At 70.5% G+C, this 24,465-nt stretch carries 17 protein-coding genes and 1 rRNA gene; 9 read left to right on the forward strand and 9 right to left on the reverse strand.

Annotated elements, in window-relative coordinates:
- Positions 1–201 precede the first annotated feature (201 nt).
- Positions 202–318, forward strand: a 5S ribosomal RNA gene (rrf, locus tag ACVCAG_RS07090).
- Positions 319–662: 344 nt separating this feature from the next.
- On the opposite strand, the gene ACVCAG_RS07095 is transcribed toward rrf, so the two are convergent.
- Positions 663–1,910: a phosphodiester glycosidase family protein gene (locus ACVCAG_RS07095; protein ID WP_440082905.1), complete on the reverse strand. Its 1,248-nt coding sequence runs from the start codon at positions 1,908–1,910 to the stop codon at positions 663–665.
- Positions 1,911–2,472: 562 nt separating this feature from the next.
- Here ACVCAG_RS07095 and ACVCAG_RS07100 point away from each other — a divergent pair.
- A complete protein-coding gene (locus ACVCAG_RS07100; protein ID WP_440082906.1) occupies positions 2,473–2,610 on the forward strand; it encodes a hypothetical protein in 138 nt (45 codons plus the stop codon).
- Positions 2,611–2,936: 326 nt separating this feature from the next.
- On the opposite strand, the gene ACVCAG_RS07105 is transcribed toward ACVCAG_RS07100, so the two are convergent.
- The gene (locus ACVCAG_RS07105; protein ID WP_440082907.1) at positions 2,937–3,332 is read right to left on the reverse strand and encodes a cupin domain-containing protein; all 396 of its coding nucleotides are present in this window, start codon (positions 3,330–3,332) and stop codon (positions 2,937–2,939) included.
- Positions 3,333–3,341: 9 nt separating this feature from the next.
- The gene (locus tag ACVCAG_RS07110) at positions 3,342–4,967 is read right to left on the reverse strand and encodes a PucR family transcriptional regulator ligand-binding domain-containing protein (RefSeq protein ID WP_440082908.1); all 1,626 of its coding nucleotides are present in this window, start codon (positions 4,965–4,967) and stop codon (positions 3,342–3,344) included.
- A gap of 180 nt (positions 4,968–5,147) precedes the next feature.
- Between ACVCAG_RS07110 and ACVCAG_RS07115 the strand changes: the two genes are divergently transcribed.
- The gene (locus ACVCAG_RS07115) at positions 5,148–9,665 is read left to right on the forward strand and encodes a HAMP domain-containing protein (RefSeq protein WP_440082909.1); all 4,518 of its coding nucleotides are present in this window, start codon (positions 5,148–5,150) and stop codon (positions 9,663–9,665) included.
- Between the two features lie 56 nt (positions 9,666–9,721).
- Here the strand turns inward: ACVCAG_RS07115 and ACVCAG_RS07120 are convergent, their stop codons facing one another.
- Entirely contained in the window at positions 9,722–10,525 is an 804-nt protein-coding gene (locus ACVCAG_RS07120; RefSeq protein WP_440082910.1) for a TetR/AcrR family transcriptional regulator C-terminal domain-containing protein, read from the reverse strand.
- A gap of 54 nt (positions 10,526–10,579) precedes the next feature.
- On the opposite strand from ACVCAG_RS07120, the gene ACVCAG_RS07125 reads away from it, so the two are divergent.
- From ACVCAG_RS07125 to ACVCAG_RS07145, 5 genes are all read left to right on the forward strand, one after another.
- Positions 10,580–12,097 (forward strand): DHA2 family efflux MFS transporter permease subunit, encoded by a 1,518-nt coding sequence (locus ACVCAG_RS07125; RefSeq protein ID WP_440082911.1) that lies wholly within the window; start codon positions 10,580–10,582, stop codon positions 12,095–12,097.
- 496 nt (positions 12,098–12,593) lie between these two features.
- Positions 12,594–13,892, forward strand: a complete 1,299-nt coding sequence (locus ACVCAG_RS07130) for an aminotransferase class III-fold pyridoxal phosphate-dependent enzyme (protein WP_440082912.1) — start codon at positions 12,594–12,596, stop codon at positions 13,890–13,892.
- Positions 13,889–15,394, forward strand: a complete 1,506-nt coding sequence (locus tag ACVCAG_RS07135; protein WP_440082913.1) for a CoA-acylating methylmalonate-semialdehyde dehydrogenase — start codon at positions 13,889–13,891, stop codon at positions 15,392–15,394. The genes ACVCAG_RS07130 and ACVCAG_RS07135 overlap by 4 nt, the downstream gene beginning before the upstream one ends.
- A 182-nt stretch (positions 15,395–15,576) precedes the next feature.
- On the forward strand, positions 15,577–16,827 hold the full coding sequence (locus tag ACVCAG_RS07140; protein ID WP_440082914.1) for a hypothetical protein: 1,251 nt from the start codon (positions 15,577–15,579) through the stop codon (positions 16,825–16,827).
- Between the two features lie 242 nt (positions 16,828–17,069).
- Positions 17,070–18,296 carry a saccharopine dehydrogenase C-terminal domain-containing protein gene (locus ACVCAG_RS07145; RefSeq protein ID WP_440082915.1) on the forward strand — a complete coding sequence of 409 codons (1,227 nt, stop codon included), beginning with the start codon at positions 17,070–17,072 and terminating at the stop codon, positions 18,294–18,296.
- A gap of 55 nt (positions 18,297–18,351) precedes the next feature.
- On the opposite strand, the gene ACVCAG_RS07150 is transcribed toward ACVCAG_RS07145, so the two are convergent.
- From ACVCAG_RS07150 to gabT, 4 genes are all read right to left on the reverse strand, one after another.
- A complete protein-coding gene (locus tag ACVCAG_RS07150; RefSeq protein ID WP_440082916.1) occupies positions 18,352–19,605 on the reverse strand; it encodes a DUF6596 domain-containing protein in 1,254 nt (417 codons plus the stop codon).
- Positions 19,602–19,955, reverse strand: a complete 354-nt coding sequence (locus ACVCAG_RS07155; RefSeq protein WP_362834476.1) for a YciI family protein — start codon at positions 19,953–19,955, stop codon at positions 19,602–19,604. The genes ACVCAG_RS07150 and ACVCAG_RS07155 overlap by 4 nt, the downstream gene beginning before the upstream one ends.
- A 353-nt stretch (positions 19,956–20,308) precedes the next feature.
- Entirely contained in the window at positions 20,309–20,551 is a 243-nt protein-coding gene (locus ACVCAG_RS07160; RefSeq protein ID WP_362834458.1) for a hypothetical protein, read from the reverse strand.
- 245 nt (positions 20,552–20,796) lie between these two features.
- A complete protein-coding gene (gene gabT, locus ACVCAG_RS07165; RefSeq protein ID WP_440082917.1) occupies positions 20,797–22,149 on the reverse strand; it encodes a 4-aminobutyrate--2-oxoglutarate transaminase in 1,353 nt (450 codons plus the stop codon).
- A 91-nt stretch (positions 22,150–22,240) separates the two neighbouring features.
- Here gabT and ACVCAG_RS07170 point away from each other — a divergent pair, with 91 nt between their 5' ends.
- On the forward strand, positions 22,241–23,716 hold the full coding sequence (locus ACVCAG_RS07170) for a PucR family transcriptional regulator ligand-binding domain-containing protein (RefSeq protein ID WP_440082918.1): 1,476 nt from the start codon (positions 22,241–22,243) through the stop codon (positions 23,714–23,716).
- 70 nt (positions 23,717–23,786) lie between these two features.
- Here the strand turns inward: ACVCAG_RS07170 and ACVCAG_RS07175 are convergent, their stop codons facing one another.
- Entirely contained in the window at positions 23,787–24,422 is a 636-nt protein-coding gene (locus tag ACVCAG_RS07175) for a WHG domain-containing protein (RefSeq protein WP_440082919.1), read from the reverse strand.
- Positions 24,423–24,465: the final 43 nt, after the last annotated feature.

Consider the following 24,465-nt stretch of genomic DNA (forward strand, 5'->3'; position numbering starts at 1 on the left):
TGATAGGCTGGAAGTGGAAGCGCAGTAATGTGTGGAGCTGACCAGTACTAATAGGCCGAGGACTTGACCACAAAGCAACATGCTTGGTCTGTGCAGCGCTCTGTCCCTTCGCCGGGTCCGGAGCAGCGCCAGACCAAGGTCTTGCTCGCGTCCACTACGCAATTCTGAGACAACAAACAGTGTTTGTGTGTTTCATAGGGTTACGGCGGTTATGGCGAAGGGGAAACACCCGGTTACATTCCGAACCCGGAAGTTAAGCTCTTCAGCGCCGATGGTACTGCACCGGGGACGGTGTGGGAGAGTAGGTCACCGCCGGACAATCTTTTGAAGGCCCCCACCAACGGTGGGGGCCTTCATGCTTTCACGGGTTCTTCCCGCTCACGGCCCGCTCAGGGCCCGCTCACGGCCTTGCTCATGGCCCGCTCACGGTCCTCTCGCGATCAGGCTTCTCGCGATCTTTTTACGGGGCTCTCTGGAGTTCACCGGTCTTCCCGAGGTCGCCCCGGGTGCCGGAAAGACGACCTCGTAATCGGAAGCCCGTTAACCGGGAACCCCGATGACCGGGAGCGCTGTGAACAAGAATCCCGGACGAACGAGAGCCCTGGACAACGGAGAAGCCCCGGCCCAGAAGGGCCGGGGCTTCTCCGTTTGATCACCGCTCGTCAGGGCGTGATGAAGAGACCGTCGCCCACGGTCCGCTCCGCTCCGTCCGAAGGCCGGTTCACGGCCTTGTGACCGACGACCATCACGCTGGAGCCGCCACCGTCGAAGTTGATGGCCTGCTTGGCTCCCAGCCACCGCATCAGCTGGGCCGCCTCCACCATCGAGGCGCCCACGGCGACGCCCGGGTTGCGCCCGTCGACGGTGGCCAGGATCAGCCCGCCCGACTTGTCGATACCGACCATCGTGCGCGGGTGGCGCCGGAGCATCATGTTGATCGAGGCGTGTCCGTCGGCGGCCGCGGTGATGCGTACCCGCCCGTTCCTGACCAGCCCGACCCCGCCACCCATGACGTGTGTCTCCGGGGTGAGCGGTATGGCCCGCTGGGTACGCAGGTCGATGACCTTGTTGTCCACCTTCATCCAGGTTCCCTGCGCGTGTTCCTGGAGCCAGACGGCCATGAGGCCGGTGCCGTGGAGGAGGTAGGTGCCCCGGGCGACGATGCCGCCGGCTTGGCGAACCTTGATGACCTTGCCCTGGGCGGCGTCGACGACGACCTCGATGCCGCCGTCGGCGGCCGTCTTGCCGCCGAACTCCTCGGTGTAGAGGACGAGCTCTTCGGCCCCGGCGGCTCGGTTGATGCCGTTGACCTCGGTCTTCGTCCCGTCGGAGGAGATCGCGGTGACCGTCGTCTTCAGCTCGGTGATCCGTGCCTTGCGGCCCTGGGTGATGACGAGACCGCTACGGCCGGGCACGGCCTCGCTGAGGAGCCTGCCGCCCACGACGGACACGCCGACCGGGTCGCCCTGCAGCGCCTTGGCCGTGTGGATGTTGAAGAAGCCGCCGTTGACCCCGGCGATGGCACCGGTCAGCTTCGACATCGAGCTGGTGCTCTCACGCTTGGCCACGCTCTTGCCGACGCTGGTCTTGAAGGACCCCCTGAACACCTTCGGGTTGACCATCAGCACGCGCATGTCCCAGGGGCCGGTGGTCTCGGTGCCGTCGTCACCGAGATAGTCGGTCTTGGCCCGGACGTCGAACTCCTTGAGCTCCTTCACGACCTTGTCGGCCTTGGCCCGCTGGCCGAACGACCAGAGGCCGGTCCGGACCATGTAACGCTCCACGGCCGGCGCGTCCGAGGCGGCGGGCTGCACGACCTTCAGGATCTCGGGAGTGAATCCCGCGGCCTCCACCGCCTGGGCCACCGTCTGTGCGGTGACAAGGGAACCGGCATCATGCCCGTTGGGCATAAGAGCGGAAACTGTCCATCCTTGGGTGGATTTGCCGTGTTTCACACTGAAAAGGGTAATTCCTGGCGCCACGCTCTGCTGGTTCTTCACCGGGGCCATGCTCACGCCCAGCGGGAACGCGGAGGAGGGAAACCCCGAACTCGCCTGCTCCGCCGCGGCGGGAATCGCCACGGCGGTGAGTGTCAGGGCCGTCAATCCAGCGACAAGGTGTCGCGACATGTGCATCTCTCCCCGTTGGTCTCCGACTTCGTGCACCATCGTGCCGAGATCCACGGGTGCAGGGGAGCGAAACACGCGAAACATCCCAAGAAAGTGTCATTACTCACGCGAGACCGTGTGGCCGGAGGGGATCGGCGAAGAGGAATTCGCATACCCGTGAAGGCCTCGGCCGAGTCAATGGGCCGGGTCAATGGGCCGATAGGCCTGGTCAATAAGGATTAGTCCCCGGATGTTTCGCCACGCGGGCGGGAAAGCGGCGCTACGGTGCGGTAGGCCGCATTTCCTCAGATCAAGCGGCACATCTTTACGAGAGGCAGCCGTCATGGGGCTGAGCGTTCTCATCGTGATCACCGCAAGTGTGTTCCTCGGTGTCATCCTCGGAGCGATCCTGACGCGTCCGCGCCGCTGGGATCTCCACATCTGCGCGGACGATCCCGTCGACCACGTCCGCATGGACACCGCGTCCGACAGACACGGTTAACCGGACACCATCGATTCAGGCGGGTCCGGTCGCGGGGAAGCCCGGAAGCGTCCTGAGAGAAGAATCCCGCTGAGTCACGGAGAGTCCGCGGAGGTCACCGCACGACTTCGAGAACCGTGCACCTTCGGCAGTCCGCACGACCGCGAGGGGCCGCATCCCTTCGAGGAGCCGTATGGCTTCGCGGGGACCTCACGTGACAGGGCGGGGAACGGACCGACAGGCCGGCGAGACGCGGTCACCACGAAAACGGTGATCGCGGACGGCGGCCGGACATCCGCGGGTCGTACGGCGTCGAGGCGCCGTACGACCCGGGTCCCCGATGCGGGTCAGCCCACGCAGTGATACACCTTGCGCAGGGTCTCGTGGACGATCCAGACGGTCTTGGCGCCTTCGGCGAGCAGGCAGACCGACCCGGGGACGAGCTCCAGGGTGGCGCCGCCGTCGACCTCCAGCGTGGCGCGGCCGGACAGGACCACGAACATCTCGTCACGTTCCACATCGGTCACCGTGCCCGGCGTGATCTCCCAGATGCCCCGGCTCTGCTTACCGTCCGGCGAGGACCACAGCTCGATCGACGAGACGCGCGGGGAGCCCGCCAGGATCTGGTGGGGCTCCAGTTCGCCGGGTGACAGCCGTACGTCGTCGGTGGGGACGGAGAACGCCCCGGCGGCGGTGACCATCCGGGACAGATCGGCGGTCTCGGGGACGAAGATCTCGGTCATGGGGGCCTTTCAGGAACGGGGGCTGTCTCTTCGGAAGGACTCCAGCGCCAGGAGGGCGACATGGAGGGAGAGACAGGATTCGACATCGTCCAGATCGGTGTCGAGGACGCGCTCCAGCCTACGGAGGCGGTCGTAGAAGGCGGGCCGGGACAGGTGGGCCCGCTGGGCGGCGACGGCCTTGTTGCGGCCCGCGTCGAGATAGACCCGCAGGATCCTGGTGAGATCGCCGCCGCGCTGGGCGTCGTAGGCGAGCAGCGGGCCGAGCTCGCGCTCGGCGAAGGTCTGCAGCCGGGCGTCGTCGCGCAGAAGATGGAGCAGACCCCTCAGGCGGAGGTCGGGCAGCCGGTAGAAGGGGCGGCCGTCGGGCTGCCTGACGGCGACGTCGGCGACCTGCTCGGCCTCCAGGAAACTCCTCCGTACGTCGCGGACCGACTCGACCACGGAGCCGGCGGCGAGGACGAAGGGGGTCGTGAAGGCGACGCGAAGGTGGTCGGAGAGCGTGGTCAGCGCGGACTCGGGCAGGACGCGCGGCGGCAGGGGAAGCAGGACGCCGACCCGGTTCTGGTCCAGTGCGCCGATCAGGGCGGGAAGGCGGGCCTCGCGGCAGGCGGCGGAGGCCGCGTCCGCCAGCTCGCCCAGCCGGGCGAGCTGCTCCTGGCCGTCGGGTGGATTCTCCGCCGGCTCGGCCAGGCGGAGCACCACGCTGACGAGCTTGCGGCCGGTGAGCGGCACACCGACCGCGCGGGCGCGCGCCGCGGCCTCCTCGGGGTCGGCGTACGCGTGGGTCAGGATGCCGGTGATGATCGTGCCGTGCGCCTGGCGTTCCAGTGACTCCTGGTGGCGCTCCAGCAGGCGGCCCAGGGCGAGAGTGGTCGCGGCGCGCTCGGCGAGCACGATGTCGCGTGGCCCCGGCTCCGTGTCGCAGAGCAGGATCAGGCGGCCCCAGTCCTGGCCCCGCGCGCCGACCATGGTGACCAGCCAGCCGGAGGTCGCGTCGTAGGCGGTGCGCAGGTCGGGGGCGACCGCGCGGGAGCGGGTCTCCCAGCCCGCCAGCAGCGATCCGGTGTCGCGCCCGGCGGTCTCGCAGGCCAGCACCTGGTGCGCGAGGTTCTCCAGCAGTGCCGGGTAGCCGGACAGCCGGGTGACCTGGCCGAGGACCTCCGCGGGAGAGGCGCCCTCGACGGACAGCTCGGTGAAGACCTCGTGCAGCTGCTCGGAGGCGCGAAGCTCCTCCAGCTGGGCGTCGATGATCCGGGCGTGCACCGACTCGGTGATCTGCACGAACGGTGTCTCCCTGGCCAGGGTGACCAGGGGAAGGCCGTGATCCTCGGCGGCGCGGACCACGGCACCGGGCAACTCGCCGATGAACTTGCGGCCCAGCTCCACGATCAGCCCCGACGTGCCCACGGCGACCAGCTCGGCGATGTAGTCGGCCAGCTTGCCGGGGTCGTCGGGCAGCGCTATGCCGGTGGTGAGCACGAGTTCGCCGCCGCGCAGCAGGTGCGCGATGTCGGTGACCTCGCCCACGTGCACCCAGCGCACCCGGCTGTCCAGCCGGTCGGCTCCCGCCACGACCCGTGGGTTGCCCCGGCGGACGGTGTCCAGAGCGAGGACGTCGGCGACAGTAGGGAGCACCCGCCAAGAATATCCGATCAGCATGTAAGCGCGAGTGGCATGTACTTTACAGCCTGTTTGCCCCTCGCCCGTTTCCCTTCCGCCTTCTCGCCCGTATGCCCCCGTTCCCCCGTTTCCCGGTCGCTTTTCGCCCGCCTAGGATTACCTCACCTTTTACGGCCGAGGGGCGCGATGGTGGACATGGTTGAGACCGCCGGCACGGTGCGGAGCAGGGCCACGAAGGGCGCTTCAGGCGTGGAGGAGCTCGATCTCCGGCAGCTCCTGGCGGGCCTGACCGCGGTGCGCGACGGCGACTTCGGCACGCATCTGCCCGAGGACGGCGACGGGCTGCTGCAGGAGATCGCCACCGTCTTCAACGGGATGGTGGACCAGCTGTCGCTGTTCACCTCCGAGGTGACGAGGGTGGCCCGCGAGGTGGGCACCGAGGGGCAGCTGGGCGGGCAGGCCGAGGTGCCGGGCGTCTCGGGCACCTGGAAGGACCTCACCGACTCGGTGAACGCCATGGCGGGCAACCTCACCGACCAGGTGCGCGACATCGCCCAGGTCGCGACCGCGGTCGCCACCGGCGACCTGTCGCAGAAGATCACCGTGGACGTGCGCGGTGAGATCCTGGAGCTGAAGAACACGCTGAACACGATGGTGGACCAGCTGTCGTCGTTCGCCGACGAGGTGACGCGGGTGGCCCGCGAGGTGGGCACCGAGGGCAGGCTGGGCGGGCAGGCGGAGGTGACCGGCGTCGCCGGCACCTGGCGCGACCTCACCGACTCCGTCAACTTCATGGCGGGCAACCTCACCGACCAGGTGCGCAGCATCGCGCAGGTCACCACGGCGGTGGCGAAGGGCGACCTGTCACAGAAGATCACCGTGGACGCCCGGGGCGAGATCCTGGAGCTGAAGAACACCATCAACACGATGGTGGACCAGCTGTCGTCGTTCGCCGACGAGGTGACGCGGGTGGCCCGCGAGGTGGGCACCGACGGCAGGCTGGGCGGGCAGGCCGACGTCAAGGGCGTCTCGGGCACCTGGCGCGACCTCACCGACTCCGTCAACTACATGGCGGGCAACCTCACCGACCAGGTGCGCAACATCTCGCAGGTGGCCACCGCCGTCGCCCGCGGCGACCTGTCGCAGAAGATCACGGTCTCGGCGCGGGGCGAGATCCTGGAGCTGAAGAACACGCTGAACACGATGGTGGACCAGCTGTCGTCGTTCGCCGACGAGGTGACGCGGGTGGCCCGCGAGGTGGGCACCGACGGCAGGCTGGGCGGCCAGGCCGACGTCAAGGGTGTCTCGGGCACCTGGAAGGCGCTGACCGAGTCGGTGAACGTCATGGCCGACAACCTCACCGCCCAGGTGCGGAGCATCGCGCAGGTCACCACGGCGGTGGCCAAGGGCGACCTGTCGCAGAAGATCCGGGTCGACGCCCGCGGCGAGATCATGGAGCTGAAGGAGACCATCAACACGATGGTCGACCAGCTCTCGGCCTTCGCCGACGAGGTGACGCGGGTGGCCCGCGAGGTCGGCACCGAGGGCAACCTCGGCGGCCAGGCCACCGTGCGAGGGGTCTCCGGTACGTGGAAGGACCTCACCGACAACGTCAACTCGATGGCCAACAACCTGACCAGCCAGGTGCGGAGCATCGCGCAGGTCACCACGGCGGTCGCCCGCGGCGACCTGTCGCAGAAGATCACCGTCGAGGCGAAGGGCGAGGTCGCCGCGCTCGCCCAGACCATCAACACCATGGTCGACACGCTGAGCGCGTTCGCCGACGAGGTGACCCGGGTGGCCCGCGAGGTCGGCACCGAGGGCGAGCTGGGCGGCCAGGCGCGCGTGCCCAACGTGGCCGGCACGTGGAAGGACCTCACCGACAACGTCAACTCGATGGCCAACAACCTGACCAACCAGGTGCGCAACATCGCGCAGGTCACCACGGCGGTCGCGCAGGGCGACCTGACCAAGAAGATCGACGTGGACGCCCGGGGCGAGATCCTGGAGCTGAAGACCACCATCAACACGATGGTCGACCAGCTGTCGTCGTTCGCCGCGGAGGTCACCCGGGTGGCCCGCGAGGTCGGCAGCGAGGGGCGGCTGGGCGGGCAGGCCGAGGTCGAGGGCGTGTCCGGCACCTGGAAGCGGCTGACGGAGAACGTCAACGAGCTGGCCGGAAACCTGACCCGCCAGGTGCGCGCGATCGCCGAGGTGACCAGCGCGGTGACCTCGGGCGACCTCACCCGCTCGATCACCGTCGACGCCTCGGGCGAGGTGGCCGAGCTCAAGGACAACATCAACTCCATGGTGAAGTCGCTGCGCGAGACCACCCTGGCCAACCAGGAGCAGGACTGGCTCAAGTCGAACCTGGCCCGCATCTCCGGGCTGATGCAGGGCCACCGCGACCTCGCCGTCGTGGCCGAGCTGGTGATGAACGAGCTGGCCCCGCTGGTCTCCGCCCAGCACGGCACGTTCCTGCTCGCGGAGGAGAAGCCGGACGGCTCGGAGCTGCGGGTGGTCGGCTGCTACGGCCACCGGGAGACCGCCCGCCGCCACTTCTTCGGGGACTCCCTGGTGGGACAGGCCGCCGTGGCCAAGCGGTCCATCCTGGTCGAGGACATCGCCGCCGGATACATCACCGTCTCCTCGAGCCTGGGAGCGGCCGGCCCGGTCAACCTCATCGTGCTGCCGATCATCGTCGAGGACCAGGTCCTCGGGGTGATCGAGCTGGCCAGTCTCAACCGCTTCACCCAGGTGCACCGGGCCTTCCTGGAGCAGCTGGTGGAGACCATCGGCGTCAACGTCAACACGATCGTCGCCAACGCCCGTACCGACTCCCTGCTCACCGAGTCGCAGCGCCTCGCGACCGAGCTCCAGGTCGGGCAGGAGGAGCTGCAGCGCTCCAATGCCGAGCTGGAGGAGAAGGCGGAGCTGCTGGTCCGGCAGAACCACGACATCGAGACGAAGAACAGGGAGATCGAGCAGGCGCGGCAGGAGCTGGAGGACCGGGCCAAGCAGCTCGCGCTGGCCTCCAAGTACAAGAGCGAGTTCCTGGCCAACATGAGCCACGAGCTGCGCACCCCGCTCAACTCGCTGCTCATCCTGGCCCAGCTGCTGGCACAGAACCCGGCCCGCAACCTCACCGCCAAGCAGGTGGAGTACGCCAACGTCATCCACTCGGCGGGCACCGACCTGCTCCAGCTGATCAATGACATCCTCGACCTGTCGAAGATCGAGGCGGGCAAGATGAACATCAGCCTGGAGCCGCTGCCGCTGCGCCAGCTCCTGGACTACGTCGAGGCCACCTTCCGCCCGCTGACCACGGAGAAGGGGCTGCGGTTCGACGTCGTGGTCGCCCCCGACGTGCCCGAGGAACTGCTCATGGACGAGCAGCGGCTCAGGCAGGTGCTGCGGAACCTGCTCTCCAACGCGGTGAAGTTCACCGAGAAGGGCTCGGTGGAGCTCCGCATCGAGCGGGTGGGCACGATGAACCTGCCGGGGGCGTACGGGCAGGAGGCGCTCGCCTTCCAGGTCGTCGACACCGGCATCGGCATCGCCGAGGAGAACCTCTCCCAGATCTTCGACGCCTTCCAGCAGGCCGACGGCACGACCAGCCGCAAGTACGGCGGCACCGGGCTGGGGCTGTCCATCAGCCGCGAGATCGCCGCGCTCTTCAACGGCGAGATCCGGGCGGTCAGCGCTCTGGGCTCCGGCAGCACCTTCAGCCTCTACCTGCCGATCGCCGCCCTCACCCCGGGCGCCGCCCAGGCGCGCATCGGAGGCGACCTCGGCGCCGCGTCCGCCCCGGTCCCGCCGGTGCATCCCGCGCCGGTGGCCGTGCCTCTCGAGAGATTCCCGGGGGCGGACGGGCGGCGCCTGCTCGTCGTGGAGTCCCGCCCCAACGGGCTGCTCTCGCAGCTGGCCCAGAGCGTCGTGGCCGACCTGCCCGAGACGCACGGTCCCGTCCAGGTGTCGACCGCCAACGACCCGGTCTCCGCCCTGGAGATCCTGGCCGCGGACGACCACCACTGCATCGTGCTCGACCTGGGCATGCGCCAGGACGGGGCGGCCGACTTCCTGCGCATGCTGGACGACGACCCGGCGCTGCGCGGGCTGCCGGTGCTCGCCCACCACACCCGCACGCTCACCCGGCCGCAGGAGAACCTCCTCAAGGGGCGGTCCAACACCCAGCCGCTGGAGCGCCTGCCCAGCCTCGACGAGCTGCGCGAGCGCATCACCCTGCACCTGTCGGCGCCGGAGCCCGGCGACGTGCTGCCCCTGGTGCAGGCCAGCCCCGACGAGCGGCCGCAGCCGGTGGAGGAGGCGGACGCCGTGCTGGTGGACAGGAAGGTCCTGGTCATCGACGACGACGTCCGCAACGTCTTCGCGCTCACCAACATCCTGGAGCTGCACGGCATGCAGGTCCTCTACGCGGAGAACGGCCGCAAGGGCATCGAGATCCTGTCGCGCAACGAGGACATCGACCTGGTCCTGATGGACATCATGATGCCGGAGATGGACGGCTACGCCGCGACCGCCGCCATCCGCAAGATGGCCGACTTCGCGGATCTGCCGATCATCGCGGTGACCGCCAAGGCCATGCAGGGCGACCGGGAGAAGACCCTGTCCGCGGGGGCCAGCGACTACGTCACCAAACCCGTCGACGCCCAGGAGCTGCTCCGCCGCATCCAGCGGTGGCTGGAGATCTAGGGCGAGGGCGGGGGCCGGCCGCCGTCCGCGTACCGTCTCCGGCGTCCCCCCCGGGTTCACCCCCGGCGTCCCCCGGGGGCACTGCCGGCCTCGTCCCCGGCGGCCGGGGTGCCCGGCTCCGGGCGGCCCCGCGACGCCGGAGGTGACGCGGCGCGGTTCAGGCGGGCCTCCAGGCCGTCGAGGAGGCAGGTCAGGCCGAACTCGAAGTTGAGCGCCCTCGCGGTGTCGACGTCCATGCGCCTGAACTCGGCGTAGCGTGCGGTCAGCTCCGGATGGTCGGCCGCGGCCTTCTCCAGCGTGGGCTGGATGGACGCGTTCAGCTCGTTGGAGGTGAGGCCCGTCCGATCCAGCATGGACCGCCAGGAGAGCTCGGGCGCGGTGACCCCGAACACGTAGGCCATGAGCGTCGAGGCGGCGTAGTCCTGGTCGAGGCCGCGGAACCCGGCGTGGTCGAAGGTGGCGAGGAGACCGCTCATCATCCGCATCGCGTTGGGGCCGATGGCGGGGGTCGTCCCGATGAAACTGATGACCCAGGGGTGTCTGAAGAGCGCCTGGCGGATGCCGTACGCGAAGGAGGAGGCGGCGTTGCGCCAGGTGGTCTCCTGGACGTCCAGAATGGTGAACTCGCCGTAGACCTCGTCGAGGGCCAGTTCGAGCAACTCGTCCTTGTTGGCCACGTGCCAGTAGACGCTGGTCGTCCCCGAGCCGAGCCTGGCACCCAGGCGGCGCATGCTCAGCGCGTCCAGCCCCTCGGCGTCGAGCAGTTCCATCGCCGCGCGCACGATCTGCGCGCGGCTGAGGGTGGGGCTTTTCGCGGTGCGCCGCTCGCGGGTCCAGACGGAGCCCAGGTGCTCTTTCACCGTTCAAGCATAAATCCGATGGCACGCTGTTCGAGGTTATCGTACAGTGTGCGAGTGGAATCGAACACTGTACGAGTCGAACGCGATCCGAGGCGCTGGTGGATCCTCGGAGTGCTCTGCCTGAGCCTGCTGGTCCTCGTGGTGGACAACACCGTCCTGAACCTGGCGATCCCCGCTCTCATGGTCGACCTGGGAGCCAGCCCGTCGGACATCCAGTGGATCATCGACGCCTACGTCCTGGTCTTCGCCGGGTTGCTGCTCACCTCGGGCAGCCTGTCGGACCGCTACGGCCGCAAGCGCTTCCTGATCATCGGCCTGGTGCTGTTCGGCGGCGCCTCGCTGCTCGCCGTGCTGGTCACCGAGCCCTGGCACCTGATCGGCGCCCGCGCGCTGATGGGCGTCGGCGGCTCCATCCTGATGCCGAGCACCCTGTCGATCCTGATCACCGTCTTCGACGAGGAGGAGCGCCGTAAGGCGATCGCCGCGTGGAGCGCGGTGGCGATGGTCGGCGTGATCGCCGGTCCGACACTGGGCGGCTTCCTGCTCGAACACTACTGGTGGGGGTCGATCTTCCTGCTCAACGTGCCGGTCGCGGTCGTCGCCGTGGTCGCGGCGGCGCTGCTGATGCCCGAGTCGCGCGGTCCGGCGAGAAGGCTCGACCCGGCCGGCGTGGTGCTGTCCACGGTCGGCATGAGCGCCCTGGTCTACGTGGTCATCTCCGCGCCGACCGCGGGCTGGACCTCGGCGGAGTCGCTGGTCGCCGCCGGGGTGGCGGTGGTCGCGCTGACGGCGTTCGTGATCTGGGAGCTGAAATCGGGGCACCCGATGCTCCCGCTCGAACTGTTCCGCAACCGGAACTTCAGCGGGGCGTCGTTCTCGATCGTGCTGATGTCGTTCGGCACGGGCGCGCTGCTGCTGATGCTCACCCAGTACCTGCAGTTCGTGCTGGCCTACGGTCCCATGCAGGCCGGTCTCGCGCTGCTGCCGTACGCCGTGGCCGCCGCGCTGTTCAACGGGGTCGGCGCAGGGCTGGGGCAGAAGGTCAGCAACCGGGTGCTGGTCGCCGTCGGTCTCGCCGTGATGGCCGGCGGTTTCGGGGTACTCGCCTTCATGACCGCCGACACCGGGTACGGCCTGCTGATCACCGGTCTGATGCTCATGGGGATCGGTGGCGGTCTCGCGGGCCCCGCGGCCTACGCGACGCTGATGGGAGCGGTGCCGCCCGCGCACGCCGGTGTCGGGTCGGCGCTCAACGACACCGTCCAGCAGGTCGGCATGGCGCTGAGCATCGCCGTGCTCGGCAGCGTGCTGGCCGGGGTCTACACCTCGTCGATGCCCGCCGACGCCCCGGCCACCGCGCGCGAGTCGATCGGTGAGGCGCTGCGGCTGGGGGACGCGGGGCTGATCGGGACCGCGCGCGAGGCGTTCGTCTCGGCCATGTCGTTCGGCTCCTGGGTGGGAGTCGGCTTCACCCTCGCCGCCGCCACGCTGGCGTTCCTGGTGCTGCGCCCCGCACCCGCGCCCGTGCCCGGGGCCGGTTCGGACACGGGCCTGGTGAAAGCGGAGAGCTGAGCGGTTCTCCAGGCCGTCGATGCCGTGCGTTCGCCCGCCGGCGGCCGGCCCGCCCGGGCGGGCCGGCCGCCGGCACGTCGTTGCCGTGCCCGGGGGCCGTCGACGCCCGGGGCCGGCCGTGAAGCCCCGGCTCCGGGTGCCGGGCGACGTACGTCACGTGCGTGCCCGGCGGCGGGTGACCATGAGAACCGGCCATTATTCATGCATTTCAGGTTGTTTTGATAGGAAATATGGGTGATGCTGGACTCACCCGGCCTCATGACTGGTGAAGCTCGGACGGGGAACCTGGGGGGTGCTCCGTCCGGCCCTCCTGTGCGGCTCGCGCCATCCGTCGCGTGGCGCGAGCCGCACGGGACGCGTCGCGGGGCGTGAGCCGCACAGTCCTTTCACGGAGGGTGATCCGCGCCGGCGAGACCTGACAGTGTGATGGGTTAGGCGCGAACATCCCGACATGTTGCAGGTATGAGCGGTGGCATCGAGAGGTGATACTCGATGTATGTCGGACCTCCTTGCGCGCCATCGCGCGGTAATGCCCAACTGGCTGGCCCTTTACTACGACGAGCCCATCGAGATCGTCTCGGGCAAGGGAAACCGTGTCGTCGACGCGTCGGGCAAGAGCTACCTCGACTTCTTCGCGGGGATCCTGACCAACATGATCGGGTACGACGTGCCCGAGGTGCGGGAGGCCGTCGAGCGGCAGATCGCCACCGGCGTGGTGCACACCTCCACGGTCTACCTGCTGCGCGGCCAGGTGGAGCTGGCCGAGAAGATCGCCAGGCTCTCCGGCATCCCGGACGCGAAGGTCTTCTTCACCAACTCCGGCACCGAGGCCAACGAGACCGCGCTGTTGCTGGCGACCTATGCGCGCAAGTCCGACCAGGTGCTCGCCATGCGGCAGAGCTACCACGGCCGCTCCTTCGGGGCGGTCAGCGTCACGAGCAACCGCGCGTGGAAGAACAACTCGCTGTCACCGCTGAACGTGCACTTCCTGCACGGCGCCGACCGGCACCTCACCCAGTTCCGCGGCCTGTCCGACGAGGACTACATCGCGGCCTGCGTCGACGACCTGCGCCACGTGCTCTCCACCGCCGTCGCCGGCGACGTGGCGGCGCTGATCGCCGAGCCGATCCAGGGGGTGGGCGGCTTCACCATGGCCCCCGACGGGCTGTTCGCCGCCTACAAGGAGGTCCTCGACGCCGAGGGCATCCTGTTCGTCTCCGACGAGGTGCAGACCGGCTGGGGGCGCACCGGCTCCGCCTTCTTCGGCATCCGGAACCACGGCGTCACGCCCGACATGATGACCTTCGCCAAGGGGCTGGGCAACGGCTTCGCGGTGGGAGGCGTCGTCGCCCGCGGTGACCTGATGGACGGCCTCCACGCGGTCGGGCTGGCCACCTTCGGCGGCAACCCGATCTCCATGGCCGCCGCCAACGCCACCCTGGACTACGTCCTCGACCACGACCTGCAGGCGAACGCCGCCAGGACCGGCGCCCTGATCATCGACGGGCTGCGCGAGGCCGCGCCGCGCCTGCCGATCGTCGGCGACGTCCGCGGCAAGGGCCTGATGTTCGCCGTGGAGCTGGTCGACCCGGCGACCGGCGAGCCCTCGCCGGCCCTCGCCGCCCGGTTCATGGAGGAGACCAGGAAGTCCGGCCTGCTCGCGGGCAAGGGCGGCCTGAAGGGCAACGTGCTCCGGATGGCCCCGCCGCTCACCCTCACCCTCGACGAAGCCGCCGAGGGACTCGGGATCATCGTCAGCGCGCTCGAGACCATCAACGCCGAGGTCGCCTCGTGAAGAACGTCACCCACTGGATCGGCGGCGGCCCCGTAGAGGGCTCCGGCCGCACCTCCGAGATCTTCGACCCCGCGACGGGAGAGGTCTCCGGGCGGGTCCACCTCGCGTCCGTGGACGAGGTCGACGCGGCCGTGGCCGCCGCCGTCGCGGCCTGGCCCGCGTGGCGGGACGCCTCGCTGGTCAAGCGCTCGCAGGTGCTGTTCCGCTTCCGTGAGCTGATGTACGCCAACCGCGACGAGCTCGCCCGCCTCATCTCGGAGGAGCACGGCAAGGTCCACTCCGACGCGCTGGGCGAGGTCGCCAGGGGCCTGGAGGTCGTGGAGTTCGCCTGCGGCATCCCGCACCTGCTCAAGGGCGGTTTCTCCGAGGGCGTCTCCACCCGGGTCGACTCCTACTCGATCCGGCAGCCGCTGGGCGTCGTCGCCGGGATCACCCCGTTCAACTTCCCGGCCATGGTGCCGATGTGGATGTTCCCGATCGCGATCGCCGCGGGCAACGCCTTCGTCCTCAAGCCGTCGGAGAAGGACCCCTCGGCGTCGCTGCTGATGGCCTCGCTCTGGAAGGAGGCAGGGCTGCCCGACGGCGTCTTCGGCGTCGTCCAGGGCGACAAGGTGGCGGTGGACCGGCTGCTGGAGCACCCGGACGTGCGCGCGGTCTCGTTCGTCGGGTCCACACCCATCGCCAGGTACGTCTACGAGACCGGCACCGCCCACGGCAAGCGGGTCCAGGCGCTCGGCGGCGCCAAGAACCACATGCTGGTCCTGCCCGACGCCGACCTCGACCTCGTCGCCGACGCCGCGGTGTCGGCCGGTTTCGGTTCGGCGGGGGAGCGCTGCATGGCGATCTCCGTGGTGCTGGCCGTGGACCCGGTCGGGGATGAGCTGGTCGACAGGATCGTCTCCCGGGTCTCCGCGCTGACCGTCGGCCCCGGCGACGACCCGGCCTCCCAGATGGGCCCCCTCGTCACCGGGGCCCACCGCGACAAGGTCGTCTCCTACCTCGACCTGGGCGTCTCCGAGGGCGCGAAGCTCGTCGTGGACGGCCGTCTGACCCCCGTCCTGGGCGGCGGCGCCGCCCAGGAGACCCCCGGCTTCTGGCTGGGCCCCACGGTCCTCGACCACGTGCCCGCCGGTTCCCGGGTCCACCGGGAGGAGATCTTCGGCCCGGTCCTGGCGATCGTCCGCGTCTCCTCGTACGAGGAGGGCCTGGAGCTGATCAACGGCGGCGAGTTCGGCAACGGCACCGCGGTCTTCACCAACGACGGCGGCGCGGCCCGGCGCTTCCAGAACGAGGTGGAGGTCGGCATGATCGGCATCAACGTGCCGATCCCGGTGCCGATGGCCTTCTACAGCTTCGGCGGCTGGAAGTCCTCACTCTTCGGTGACACCCACGTCCACGGCACCGAGGGCGTGCACTTCTACACCCGGGGCAAGGTCGTCACCTCCCGATGGCTCGACCCGAGCCACGGTGGCGTCAACCTCGGCTTCCCGACCAACGGGTAACCTCCGGACCGCGAGCCCGCGCCCCTCCTGCCGGGGCGCGGGCTCGCGTATTCTCCGGTCTCTTCCGGCATCTCCGACTCCTCCGGCGCGGCGTGCGGATTCCGCGCGTTCGCGGGACCCCGGGGCGGGGGAGGGCCGGTAGGCTCCCGGGCAGATCGGTGGCGACGTCGGGAGGAGACCTCGTGGGCCTCGTGGGCAGGGACAGGCTCCGCCGGGCGCGTCTCGGAGCGCTGCTGGGAGTGGGAGGGCTGGCGCTCGCCGCCTGCGCCCAGGCGGGAGCCGTGAGCGCGGCCGGGCCGGCGCGCGGCCCTTCGCCCTCCGCCACACCCGTGACGCCCACCGCGACGCCCACCTCCGGGCCCGGCTCGACCCCCGGCTCGACACCGACACCTGCACCGACGCCGTCGGCGTCCATCGGCAAGGGCGAGGGCACGCTCCAGGTGCTGACCTTCCAGGGGTACGTCGAGTACGGCGGGACCAGCTCGCGGGCCAACTGGCTCGCCCCCTTCGAGCAGGAGACCGGCTGCGTCGTCAAGCTCGACCGGGTCCGTACGAGCGAGGAGATGGCCGCCAGATTCGCCGCGGGCTCCTACGACGCCGTCTCGCCCGCCCCCGACCTGGCCGGTGAGCTGGTGGCGCGGGGGAAGGTGGCGGCGCTGGACACGGCGCTGGTCGCGGGCTACAAGCACATTCCCAAGCGCCTGCGCGAGCTGCCCGGCCTGCGCGTGGACGGCAGGGTCTATGGGATCCCCTACCTGTGGGGGGTCAACCAGGTGGTCCACGAGGAGGGCGGGCCCAAGGAACCGTCGGCGCTCTACGGAGCGGCTCCGGCGGCGATCAGGAACAGCCCGCTGAGCATCGCCGACGCCGCGCTCGCCCTCGGCGGGACGCGTCCGGAGCTGGAAGTCGAGGATCCGTTCCAGCTCACCCCCGCCCAGCTCGACGCCGCCGTGAAGCTCCTGGCCGAGGGCGCCGGTCCCGACCGCGTCTACTGGGACAGTTCCCTGGAGCTGGTCAGGGCCCTGTCGGCGGGACCGGTGCGGATCGCCCAGGCACTCCCGTACCACCTGGACCTCTTCCGGCGCGCGGGCCGGCCGATGAAGGCGTCGACGGCGCCGGTGACCGGGTGGGCCGACGCGTGGATGCTCGCGGCCAGGCCCGCCAGCCCGAACTGCGCCTACCGGTGGCTGAACTGGATGAGTTCGGCGTCGGCGCAGCGCCCCGCCGCGGCCTGGACCGGGCTCGCCCCGGCCAACCCGGAGGCGTGCGGCGGGCACGCCCGCCGGATGTGCGAGATCTACCGCGTGCGTGACGGCCGGTGGCTGCGCGACGTCCGCTTCGCCACCCGCCCGACGCGCGATTGCGGGGGCCGGAGCGGGGAATGCACCGACTACGCCGACTGGGTGGAGCGCTGGAAGCAGCTCGTGAAGTGACCGGTCCCCCTCGGGGCCGAGCCTGACGGATCAGGGTCCGGCGGGGTCCTGACGGGGCCGGTTGGAGCCTGACGGGTCCTGGGCCCGTGCCCTTCCTCGCGGGGCCCTTCCCCTGGCATGTCCGAATGTCTTGCTTATGGCCGCGCTTTTCGTTGCCTTGATCGCTTTCAACGATGGATTCGGTGGGAAAATCATGTTTCGACTATCGACTGGTCAACCAGTCAGTGGGTAGGCTACCCGTTATGAGAATCCTTCTTGTTGGAGCGGGCGGCGTCGGGTCCGCTGTCGTGCCGATCGCCGCACGCCGAGATTTCTTCGAACACATCGTGGTCGCCGACTCTCAACAGGACCGGGCCGCCGCCGTCGTGGCCAGGATCGCGGATCCGCGCTTCAGCGCCATCGGGCTGGACGCCTCCGATCGGGCCGGGGTCGAGGCCGCCCTCGCCGAGCACCGCTGCGACGTGCTCTTCAACGCGGTGGACCCCCGCTTCACCATGTCCCTGTTCGAGGCGGCGCTCAACGCCGGCGCCCACTACCTCGACATGGCGATGTCGTTGTCGCGGCCCCACCCGCGCAGGCCGTACGAGCTGACCGGGGTGAAGCTCGGTGACGAGCAGTTCGCCCTCGGCGAGGCCTGGCGCCGGAAGGGCGGGCTGGCGCTGGTCGGCATGGGCGTGGAGCCGGGGCTGGCCGACGTGTTCGCGCGCTACGCCGCCGAGCACCTGTTCGAGACCATCGAGGAGATCGGCATCCGTGACGGCTCCAACCTGGTGGTCGACGGCTACGACTTCGCGCCGACGTTCTCCATCTGGACGACCATCGAGGAGTGCCTCAACCCGCCGGTGATCTGGGAGAACGGCGGCTGGCACACCACCGAGCCGTTCAGCGAGCCCGAGGTGTTCGACTTCCCCGAGGGGATCGGGCCCGTCGAGTGCGTCAACGTCGAGCACGAGGAGGTGCTCCTCGTGCCCCGCTACATCGACGCCAAGCGGGTGACGTTCAAGTACGGCCTGGGCGAGGAGTTCATCGGGGTGCTGAAGACCCTGCACAAGCTCGGCCTGGACAACGCGAACAAGATCAAGGTGGGCGGCGTCGAGGCCTCGCCGCGGGACGTGGTCGCGGCCAGCCTTCCCGACCCGGCCACACTCGGCGACCGGATGCGGGGCAAGACCTGCGCCGGGACCTGGGTGAAGGGCGTGGGCAAGGACGGCGCGCCGCGCGAGGTCTACCTCTACCACGTGGTCGACAACGAGTGGTCGATGCGGGAGTACGGCTGCCAGGCCGTGGTCTGGCAGACGGCCGTGCACCCGGTGGTCGCCCTGGAGCTGCTGGCCACCGGCGCCTGGTCGGGCAGCGGGGTGCTCGGCCCCGAGGCGTTCGACGCGGTGCCCTTCCTGGAGCTGCTCAACGCCTACGGCTCGCCGTGGGGCATGCGCGAGGAGACCACCAGGACGCTCCTGTCCGCCTGACGCCCTCTCCGCCGCCTCCCCGGCCCACCTCGAAGGCTTACTTCGTAAAGGCCGCCTAGGGTTCCGGCCGCGCCAGCCGGGCGGCCCTGCCCTCCAGGTAGCGCTGCTCGGGGAGGCTGGTGGTGCGGCGCGCGGCCTCCCGGTAGCCCGCGCGGGCGGCCTCGCGGTCACCGGCCGTCTCCAGCAGGTGCGCGCGCACCGCGTGCAGGCGGTGGTGCCCGGCCATCCGGTCGTCGCCCTCCAGGGTCGTGAGCAGGTCGAGCCCGGCCTCCGGGCCCCGCACCATCGCGAGCGCGACGGCGTGGTTGAGCGTGACCATCGGGTTGGGGGCGAGGCGTTCGAGCAGCCGGTACAGCGCGAGGATCTGCGGCCAGTCCGTCTCCTCCGCGCGCACCGCCTCGGCGTGCACCGCGGCGATAGCGGCCTGGAGCTGGTACGGGCCGAGCGGGGCCCGCGCCAGCGCGCCGGTGACGAGCGCCACCCCTTCGGCGATCGACGTCCCGCTCCACAGGCTCCGGTCCTGCTCGGCGAGCGGGATGAGCGCGCCACCGGGACCGGTGCGTGCCGCCCGCCGGGCGTCGGTGAGCACCATGAGGGCGAGCAGCCCGGTCACCTCGCCGTCGTCGGGCAGCAGCCCGTGAACCGCGCGGGTGAGCCTGATCGCCTCGCCGGTCAGCTCGCGGCGCTGCAGGTCCGGACCCGAGGTGGCCGTGTAGCCCTCGTTGAAGATCAGATAGAGCACGTGCAGGACCACCCGCAGCCGCTCGGCCCGTTCGGGCTCGGGCGGCGGCGCGAAGGGGATGGCCGTGCTCTTGATCCGCTGCTTGGCCCGGCTGATGCGCTGGGCCATGGTCGTCTCGGGGACGAGGAACGCGTGGGCGATCTGCGCGGTGGTCAGACCGCCGACGGCCCGCAGGGTGAGCGCGATCTGCGAGGCGGGGGTCAGGGCGGGGTGGCAGCACAGGAACAGCAGGGTCAGGGTGTCGTCCTGCCCGCCGGTCGGCTCGGCGTCGGCGGCGGGCGACAGGAACTCGTCGGCGGGCGCCCGTGCCGCGACCATGTTCTCCCTGCGGTTGCGCGCGTACTCGCTGCGCAGTTCGTCGGTCAGCCTGCGGGACGCGACCGTGATCAGCCAGCCTCGGGGGTTGTCCGGCGGCCCCTGCTCGGGCCACTGCAGGGCGGCGGCCAGCAGCGCCTCCTGCACCGCGTCCTCGCACGCGTCGAAGTGCCCGTAGCGCCGGACGAGCACGCCGAGGACCTGCGGCGCGAGCTCGCGCAGCAGGTCCTCGGCCTCGGTGGAAACGGTCATGCCTCGGTGCCGGCCCCGTCCATGATCGGCCGTACCTCCATCGCGCACAGCCGTGCGTCCGGCCAGCGCGCGGCGATCTCGGCCGCCCGCTCGGGGGTCTCGCAGTCGATCACGCAGTATCCGGCCAGGTGCTCCTTGGCCTCCAGGAACGGTCCGTCCGTGGTCGCGGGGACGCCGTCACGTACCCGCACGGTCCTGGTCTGCGACGGATCGGCCAGCGCCTCCCCGCCGACCCACTCTCCGGAGTCGGCGAGTTCCTTCATGAGGGCGTCGGCCTCGCCCATCAGGCCGTCGAGCTCCTCCTTGGAGAGGGTCTCCCAGATCGCGGTGTTGCTGTAGATCAGCAGCATGTACTTCACGGTCTCGCTCCTCGTGCTCGCGGCACCCGGTGCGGGCGCCTCTCACAGGCATGTCGGAGCGGGGGAGCCGGTCTCGACATCCGTCCGCGCGGGAGGGGTCCCGCCGGCCGGGGGCGCGCGTGCCGTTCCCGCCCGTACGGCGGCTCGATCCCGGGCGTGTGGGCGCGCTCCGCCGCTCCGATGTTTCGATGGGGAGAAACTACCGGAGTGACCGCTTCGGATGGGCTGTCGGGCGGGACGTCTCAGGCGGGCTGCCGGGGAGCCGGTCCCGGTGGCCGGCGCGGGGCCCGCGCCGGCGGTCCGGGGAGGTCCGGGATCCAGGAAGGGGCAGAAGTCCGGGAAGGTCAGAAGAAGGCCGCGCGCCGGGGGAGGGAGCGGGTGTCGTCCTGCTGCGGCAGCAGCGCGTCGGCGCACTCCGGGCAGGCGAAGAGGGCTGTGCCGTCGGGAAGGCGGCCGATCCTGATCCGCGGGCGGGGCCACTTCTTGTGGCAGGCCACGCAGGCGTCGCCCTCACGCTGGGTGCGGGTCAGCCCTTCCGGATCGAAGGTCATCGTGACGTGTGCCGTTCTGGGCGGCCCCCAGTTCATGCTAAATACCTCCAGCGTGGTGACTCCTTGTTTTCTCCCGTGGCTCGGCCGCGGGGAGGACGTCGACACGTTTCCTGTGTTGATCGCGCACTTTCTTATCGGAACCGTTATAACGCGGTCGCAGCCCGTGATCGCTGTGGCAGATGTCAAGCGGGGGTTAAATCACGGCCTACATGCGAGCCGCATAACGGCAAAAGGGACACTCGGCATCAAGCCGGGTGCCCCTTTTGGTGCGTTCTAAACGATCAGACCTCGTTCACGGCCTTCTCCAGGATCGCGAGCCCCTCCTCCAGGAGGTGGTCGGGGATGACCAGCGGCGGCAGGAAGCGCAGCACGTTGCCGTACGTGCCCGCGGTCAGCACGACCAGGCCCTCGGCGTGGCATCTTCTGGCGATCTCGCCCGCCGCCGTGGGGTGCGGCTCCTTGGTGCCGGGGACGACCAGCTCGATGGCGATCATGGCGCCCCGGCCGCGCACGTCGCCGATCACCGGGTTCCGCTCCGCCATGGCGCGCAGCCGGGGGAGCATGGTCTCGCCGATGCGGCGGGCCCTGCCGGTCAGGTCGTCGGCCTCGATGCTCTCCATCACGCCCAGCGCCGCCTCGCAGGCGAGCGGGTTGCCGCCGTAGGTGCCGCCGAGGCCGCCCACGTGGACCCTGTCGAGGATCTCGGCGCGGCCGGTGACGGCGGCCAGCGGCAGGCCGCCCGCGATGCCCTTGGCGGTGACGATGATGTCGGGCACGATGCCCTCGTCCTCGCAGGCGAACAGGTGGCCGGTACGGGAGAAGCCGGTCTGGACCTCGTCGGCGACGAAGACGATGCCGTTGGCGCGGCAGAACTCCAGGATCCTCGGCAGGAAGCCCCTGGCGGGCTCGATGAAGCCGCCCTCGCCCGCGATGGGCTCGATCACCACGGCGGCGACGTTCTCGGCGCCGATCTCCTTGGTGATCTGGTCGATCGCCTGGGCCGCGGCCTCCTCGGCGCAGTTCTCCGGGCCGGTGGGCCAGCGGAACGGGTAGGCCAGCGGCACCCGGTAGACCTCGGGAGCGAACGGGCCGAAGCGGTGCTTGTACGGCATGTTCTTGGCCGTCAGCGTCATCGTCAGCAGGGTACGGCCGTGGTAGCCGTGCTCGAAGACGACGACCGCCTGGCGGCCGGTGGCGTGGCGGGCGACCTTGACCGCGTTCTCCACGGCCTCGGCGCCGCTGTTGAGCAGGAAGGTGCGCTTCTCGTGGTCGCCGGGGGTGATCTCGTTGAGCCTCTCGGCGACCCGCACGTACGACTCGTACGGCGTGACCATGAAGCAGGTGTGGGTGAAGTCCGCCACCTGCCTGCGCACCCGTTCGACGACGCGCGGGGCGGAGTTGCCGGCGCCGGTCACCGCGATGCCGGAGCCGAAGTCGATCAGCGAGTTGCCGTCGGCGTCGACCACGACACCGCCTCCCGCGTGCGTCACGAAGACGGGCAGCGTGGTGCCGATGCCCGGGGGCACGGCGGCCTGCTTGCGCGCGAGCAGCTCGCGGGACCTCGGGCCGGGAATCTCGGTGACGAGGCGGCGCTCCTGCGGAAGCGAGGGGCCGCCCTCGGTGACGGTGCTCATGATGTGAAGCTATGTCGCGAATGCCGGTGTGCCGATGATGCACTATGGCAAAATTGCAGGGAGCAGAATAGACATAACGTATAAAACGGGGGTGGTGGTGGCGCCGACGCTGAACACCGTCGTACGACGGCTGCCGCTCGGGCTCGTCGTGCTCGCCGGGCGGGAGGCGCTCGACCGGCCGGTGCGCTGGGTGGCGGTCAGCGAGCTGGAGGACCCCACCCCGTTCCTGGAGGGCGGCGAGCTCGTCCTCACCACGGGCATGCGCCTGGACGCCGGCAACGCCGGTCCCTACGTCGAGCGCCTGGTCGCCAGGGGGGTCGCCGGGCTCGGGTTCGGCGTCGGGCTCGGACACGAGACGATCCCCGAGGCGCTGGTCGAGGCCGCCGCGCGGGCCGGGCTGCCGCTGGTCGAGGTGCCGCGCGACACCCCGTTCGTCGCCGTCGGCAAGACGGTCAGCGAGCTGATCGCCGCCGAGCAGTACGACGAGCTCAGCAACGCCTTCGCCGCCCAGGGCCGCCTCACCCGCGCCGCGCTGCGCCCGGAGGGCCCGCGCGCGGTGATCGACCGCCTGGCCCGCGAGCTGGGCGGCTGGGCGATCCTGCTCGACGAGGCGGGGACCGTACGGCACCTGGCGGGTAAGGGCGCGGCGGCCGCCGGAGACCTCGGCCCCGAGCTGGAGCGGCTGAGAAGGATCACGAGCCGGGGCGCTCCCGCGAGCGTGGCACTCTCCTCGCCCGAGGAGCACGTCATCGTGCGGCCCCTCGGGGCCCGCCGCGTCAGGGGATTCCTCGCCGTCGGCATCGGCCGGTCCTTCACCCCGGTCGCGCACACCGTGGTCAACGCCGCCGCGTCCCTGCTGACGCTCGCCGTCGAGCACGGCGGGGAGCACCTGGCCGCCGAGCGCCGGGTCCGCTCCGCGGTGCTGCGGCTGCTGCTGGCCGGGCAGGCGGACGCCGGGCGCGAGACGCTGGAACGGCTGGGGGAGCGGCTCGACGACGGGCCGCTGGTGGTGGTCGCCTGCGCCGGCGAGCCGGAGGCGCTGCTGGAGGCCGCGGGGAGCGAGTTCGCGGCGGCCGACGGTGACGCCGACGGTGACAGGGTGGTCCTGCTGGTCCCGGCCTCGCGGGCCGGTGCCGTGGCCGCGGCGCTCGGCGAGCACGGCCTCGTCGGCGTCGGCGATCCGGTGGGTCTCGGCGACCTGCGCGCGGGGCTCGACCAGGCCGACCGGGCGCTCGCCGCGGCCGGGCGCGGCACCACGCGGGTGGTGCGCTTCGCCGACCTGGCGGGTCAGGGACTGCTCTCCCTGCTCGACCCCGGCGTGGCGGAGGCGTTCTCCTCGGCGCTGCTCGCCCCCCTCAGGGCGTACGGCTCGCGCGCGGACCTGCTGGGGTCCCTGCGCGCCTACCTGGACTGCAACGGCCACTGGGACGCGGCGGCGCAGCGGCTCGGGGTGCACCGCCACACCCTGCGCTACCGCATGCGCCGGGTCGCGGAGCTGGTCGGCCGCGACCTCGAGGATCCCGCGGTCCGCGCCGAGCTCTGGGTCGCCCTGGCCGTCGCCAGGTGACGAGCGCGCCCGGGTCTCCGGCCCGAGTCCCCGGGAGGGGGTGACCGGCGGGCCCGTCCGGAGGGCGCCGTCAGGAGCGGCGGCGGTCGACGACCAGGTAGCGGGAGATGACGGCGTAGGTGACCGTGTCGTAGGTGTCGCCGTCGCGCAGGTGCCCGGCACGTTCCAAGCTGATCGCGCCCTGGGCGGCGGCCCACACGGCGTCGGCGATCTTCCTGGGCTGGGTGGGGACGATGTATCCGGCCGCGATGCAGTCGGCGATCACCCGGTCGACGATGTTCAGCGCCGCGCGGGCGAGGGTCCTGGCCCGCTCACTCGGCACGAAGCCGGGGATCGCGCGCTCGAACATCAGGGCGTAGTAGCCGGGCTCGTCCAGCGCGGCCTCCCGGTAGGCGGGGCCCAGGGCGATGAGGTGCTCCAGCGCGTCCTTGCGCGAGGGGACGGCCTCCAGGCGGCGCCGGAAGCGCTCGAAGCCCTCCAGGTACAAAGCCTCGGCCAGGCCTTCCTTGCTGCCGAACATGGTGTAGATGACGGTCGTCGAGCATCCCGCCTCGGTGGCGATGCGGCGCATCGACAGGCTCTCCGGCCCGACGGTGACCAGCAACTGGCTGGCGACGTCGAGCAGCCTGGCGCGAAGCTGGTCCTGGGACGCCCGTTCACCGATCAGATAGGCACCCTGAAGGCCGCGCGGCGCCGAGGAGGTCATGCGCCCACGCCCTTCCGCTCTCATCGTGCATCCGGTGACCTAG

This window comes from Streptosporangium sp. G12, assembly GCF_052983175.1.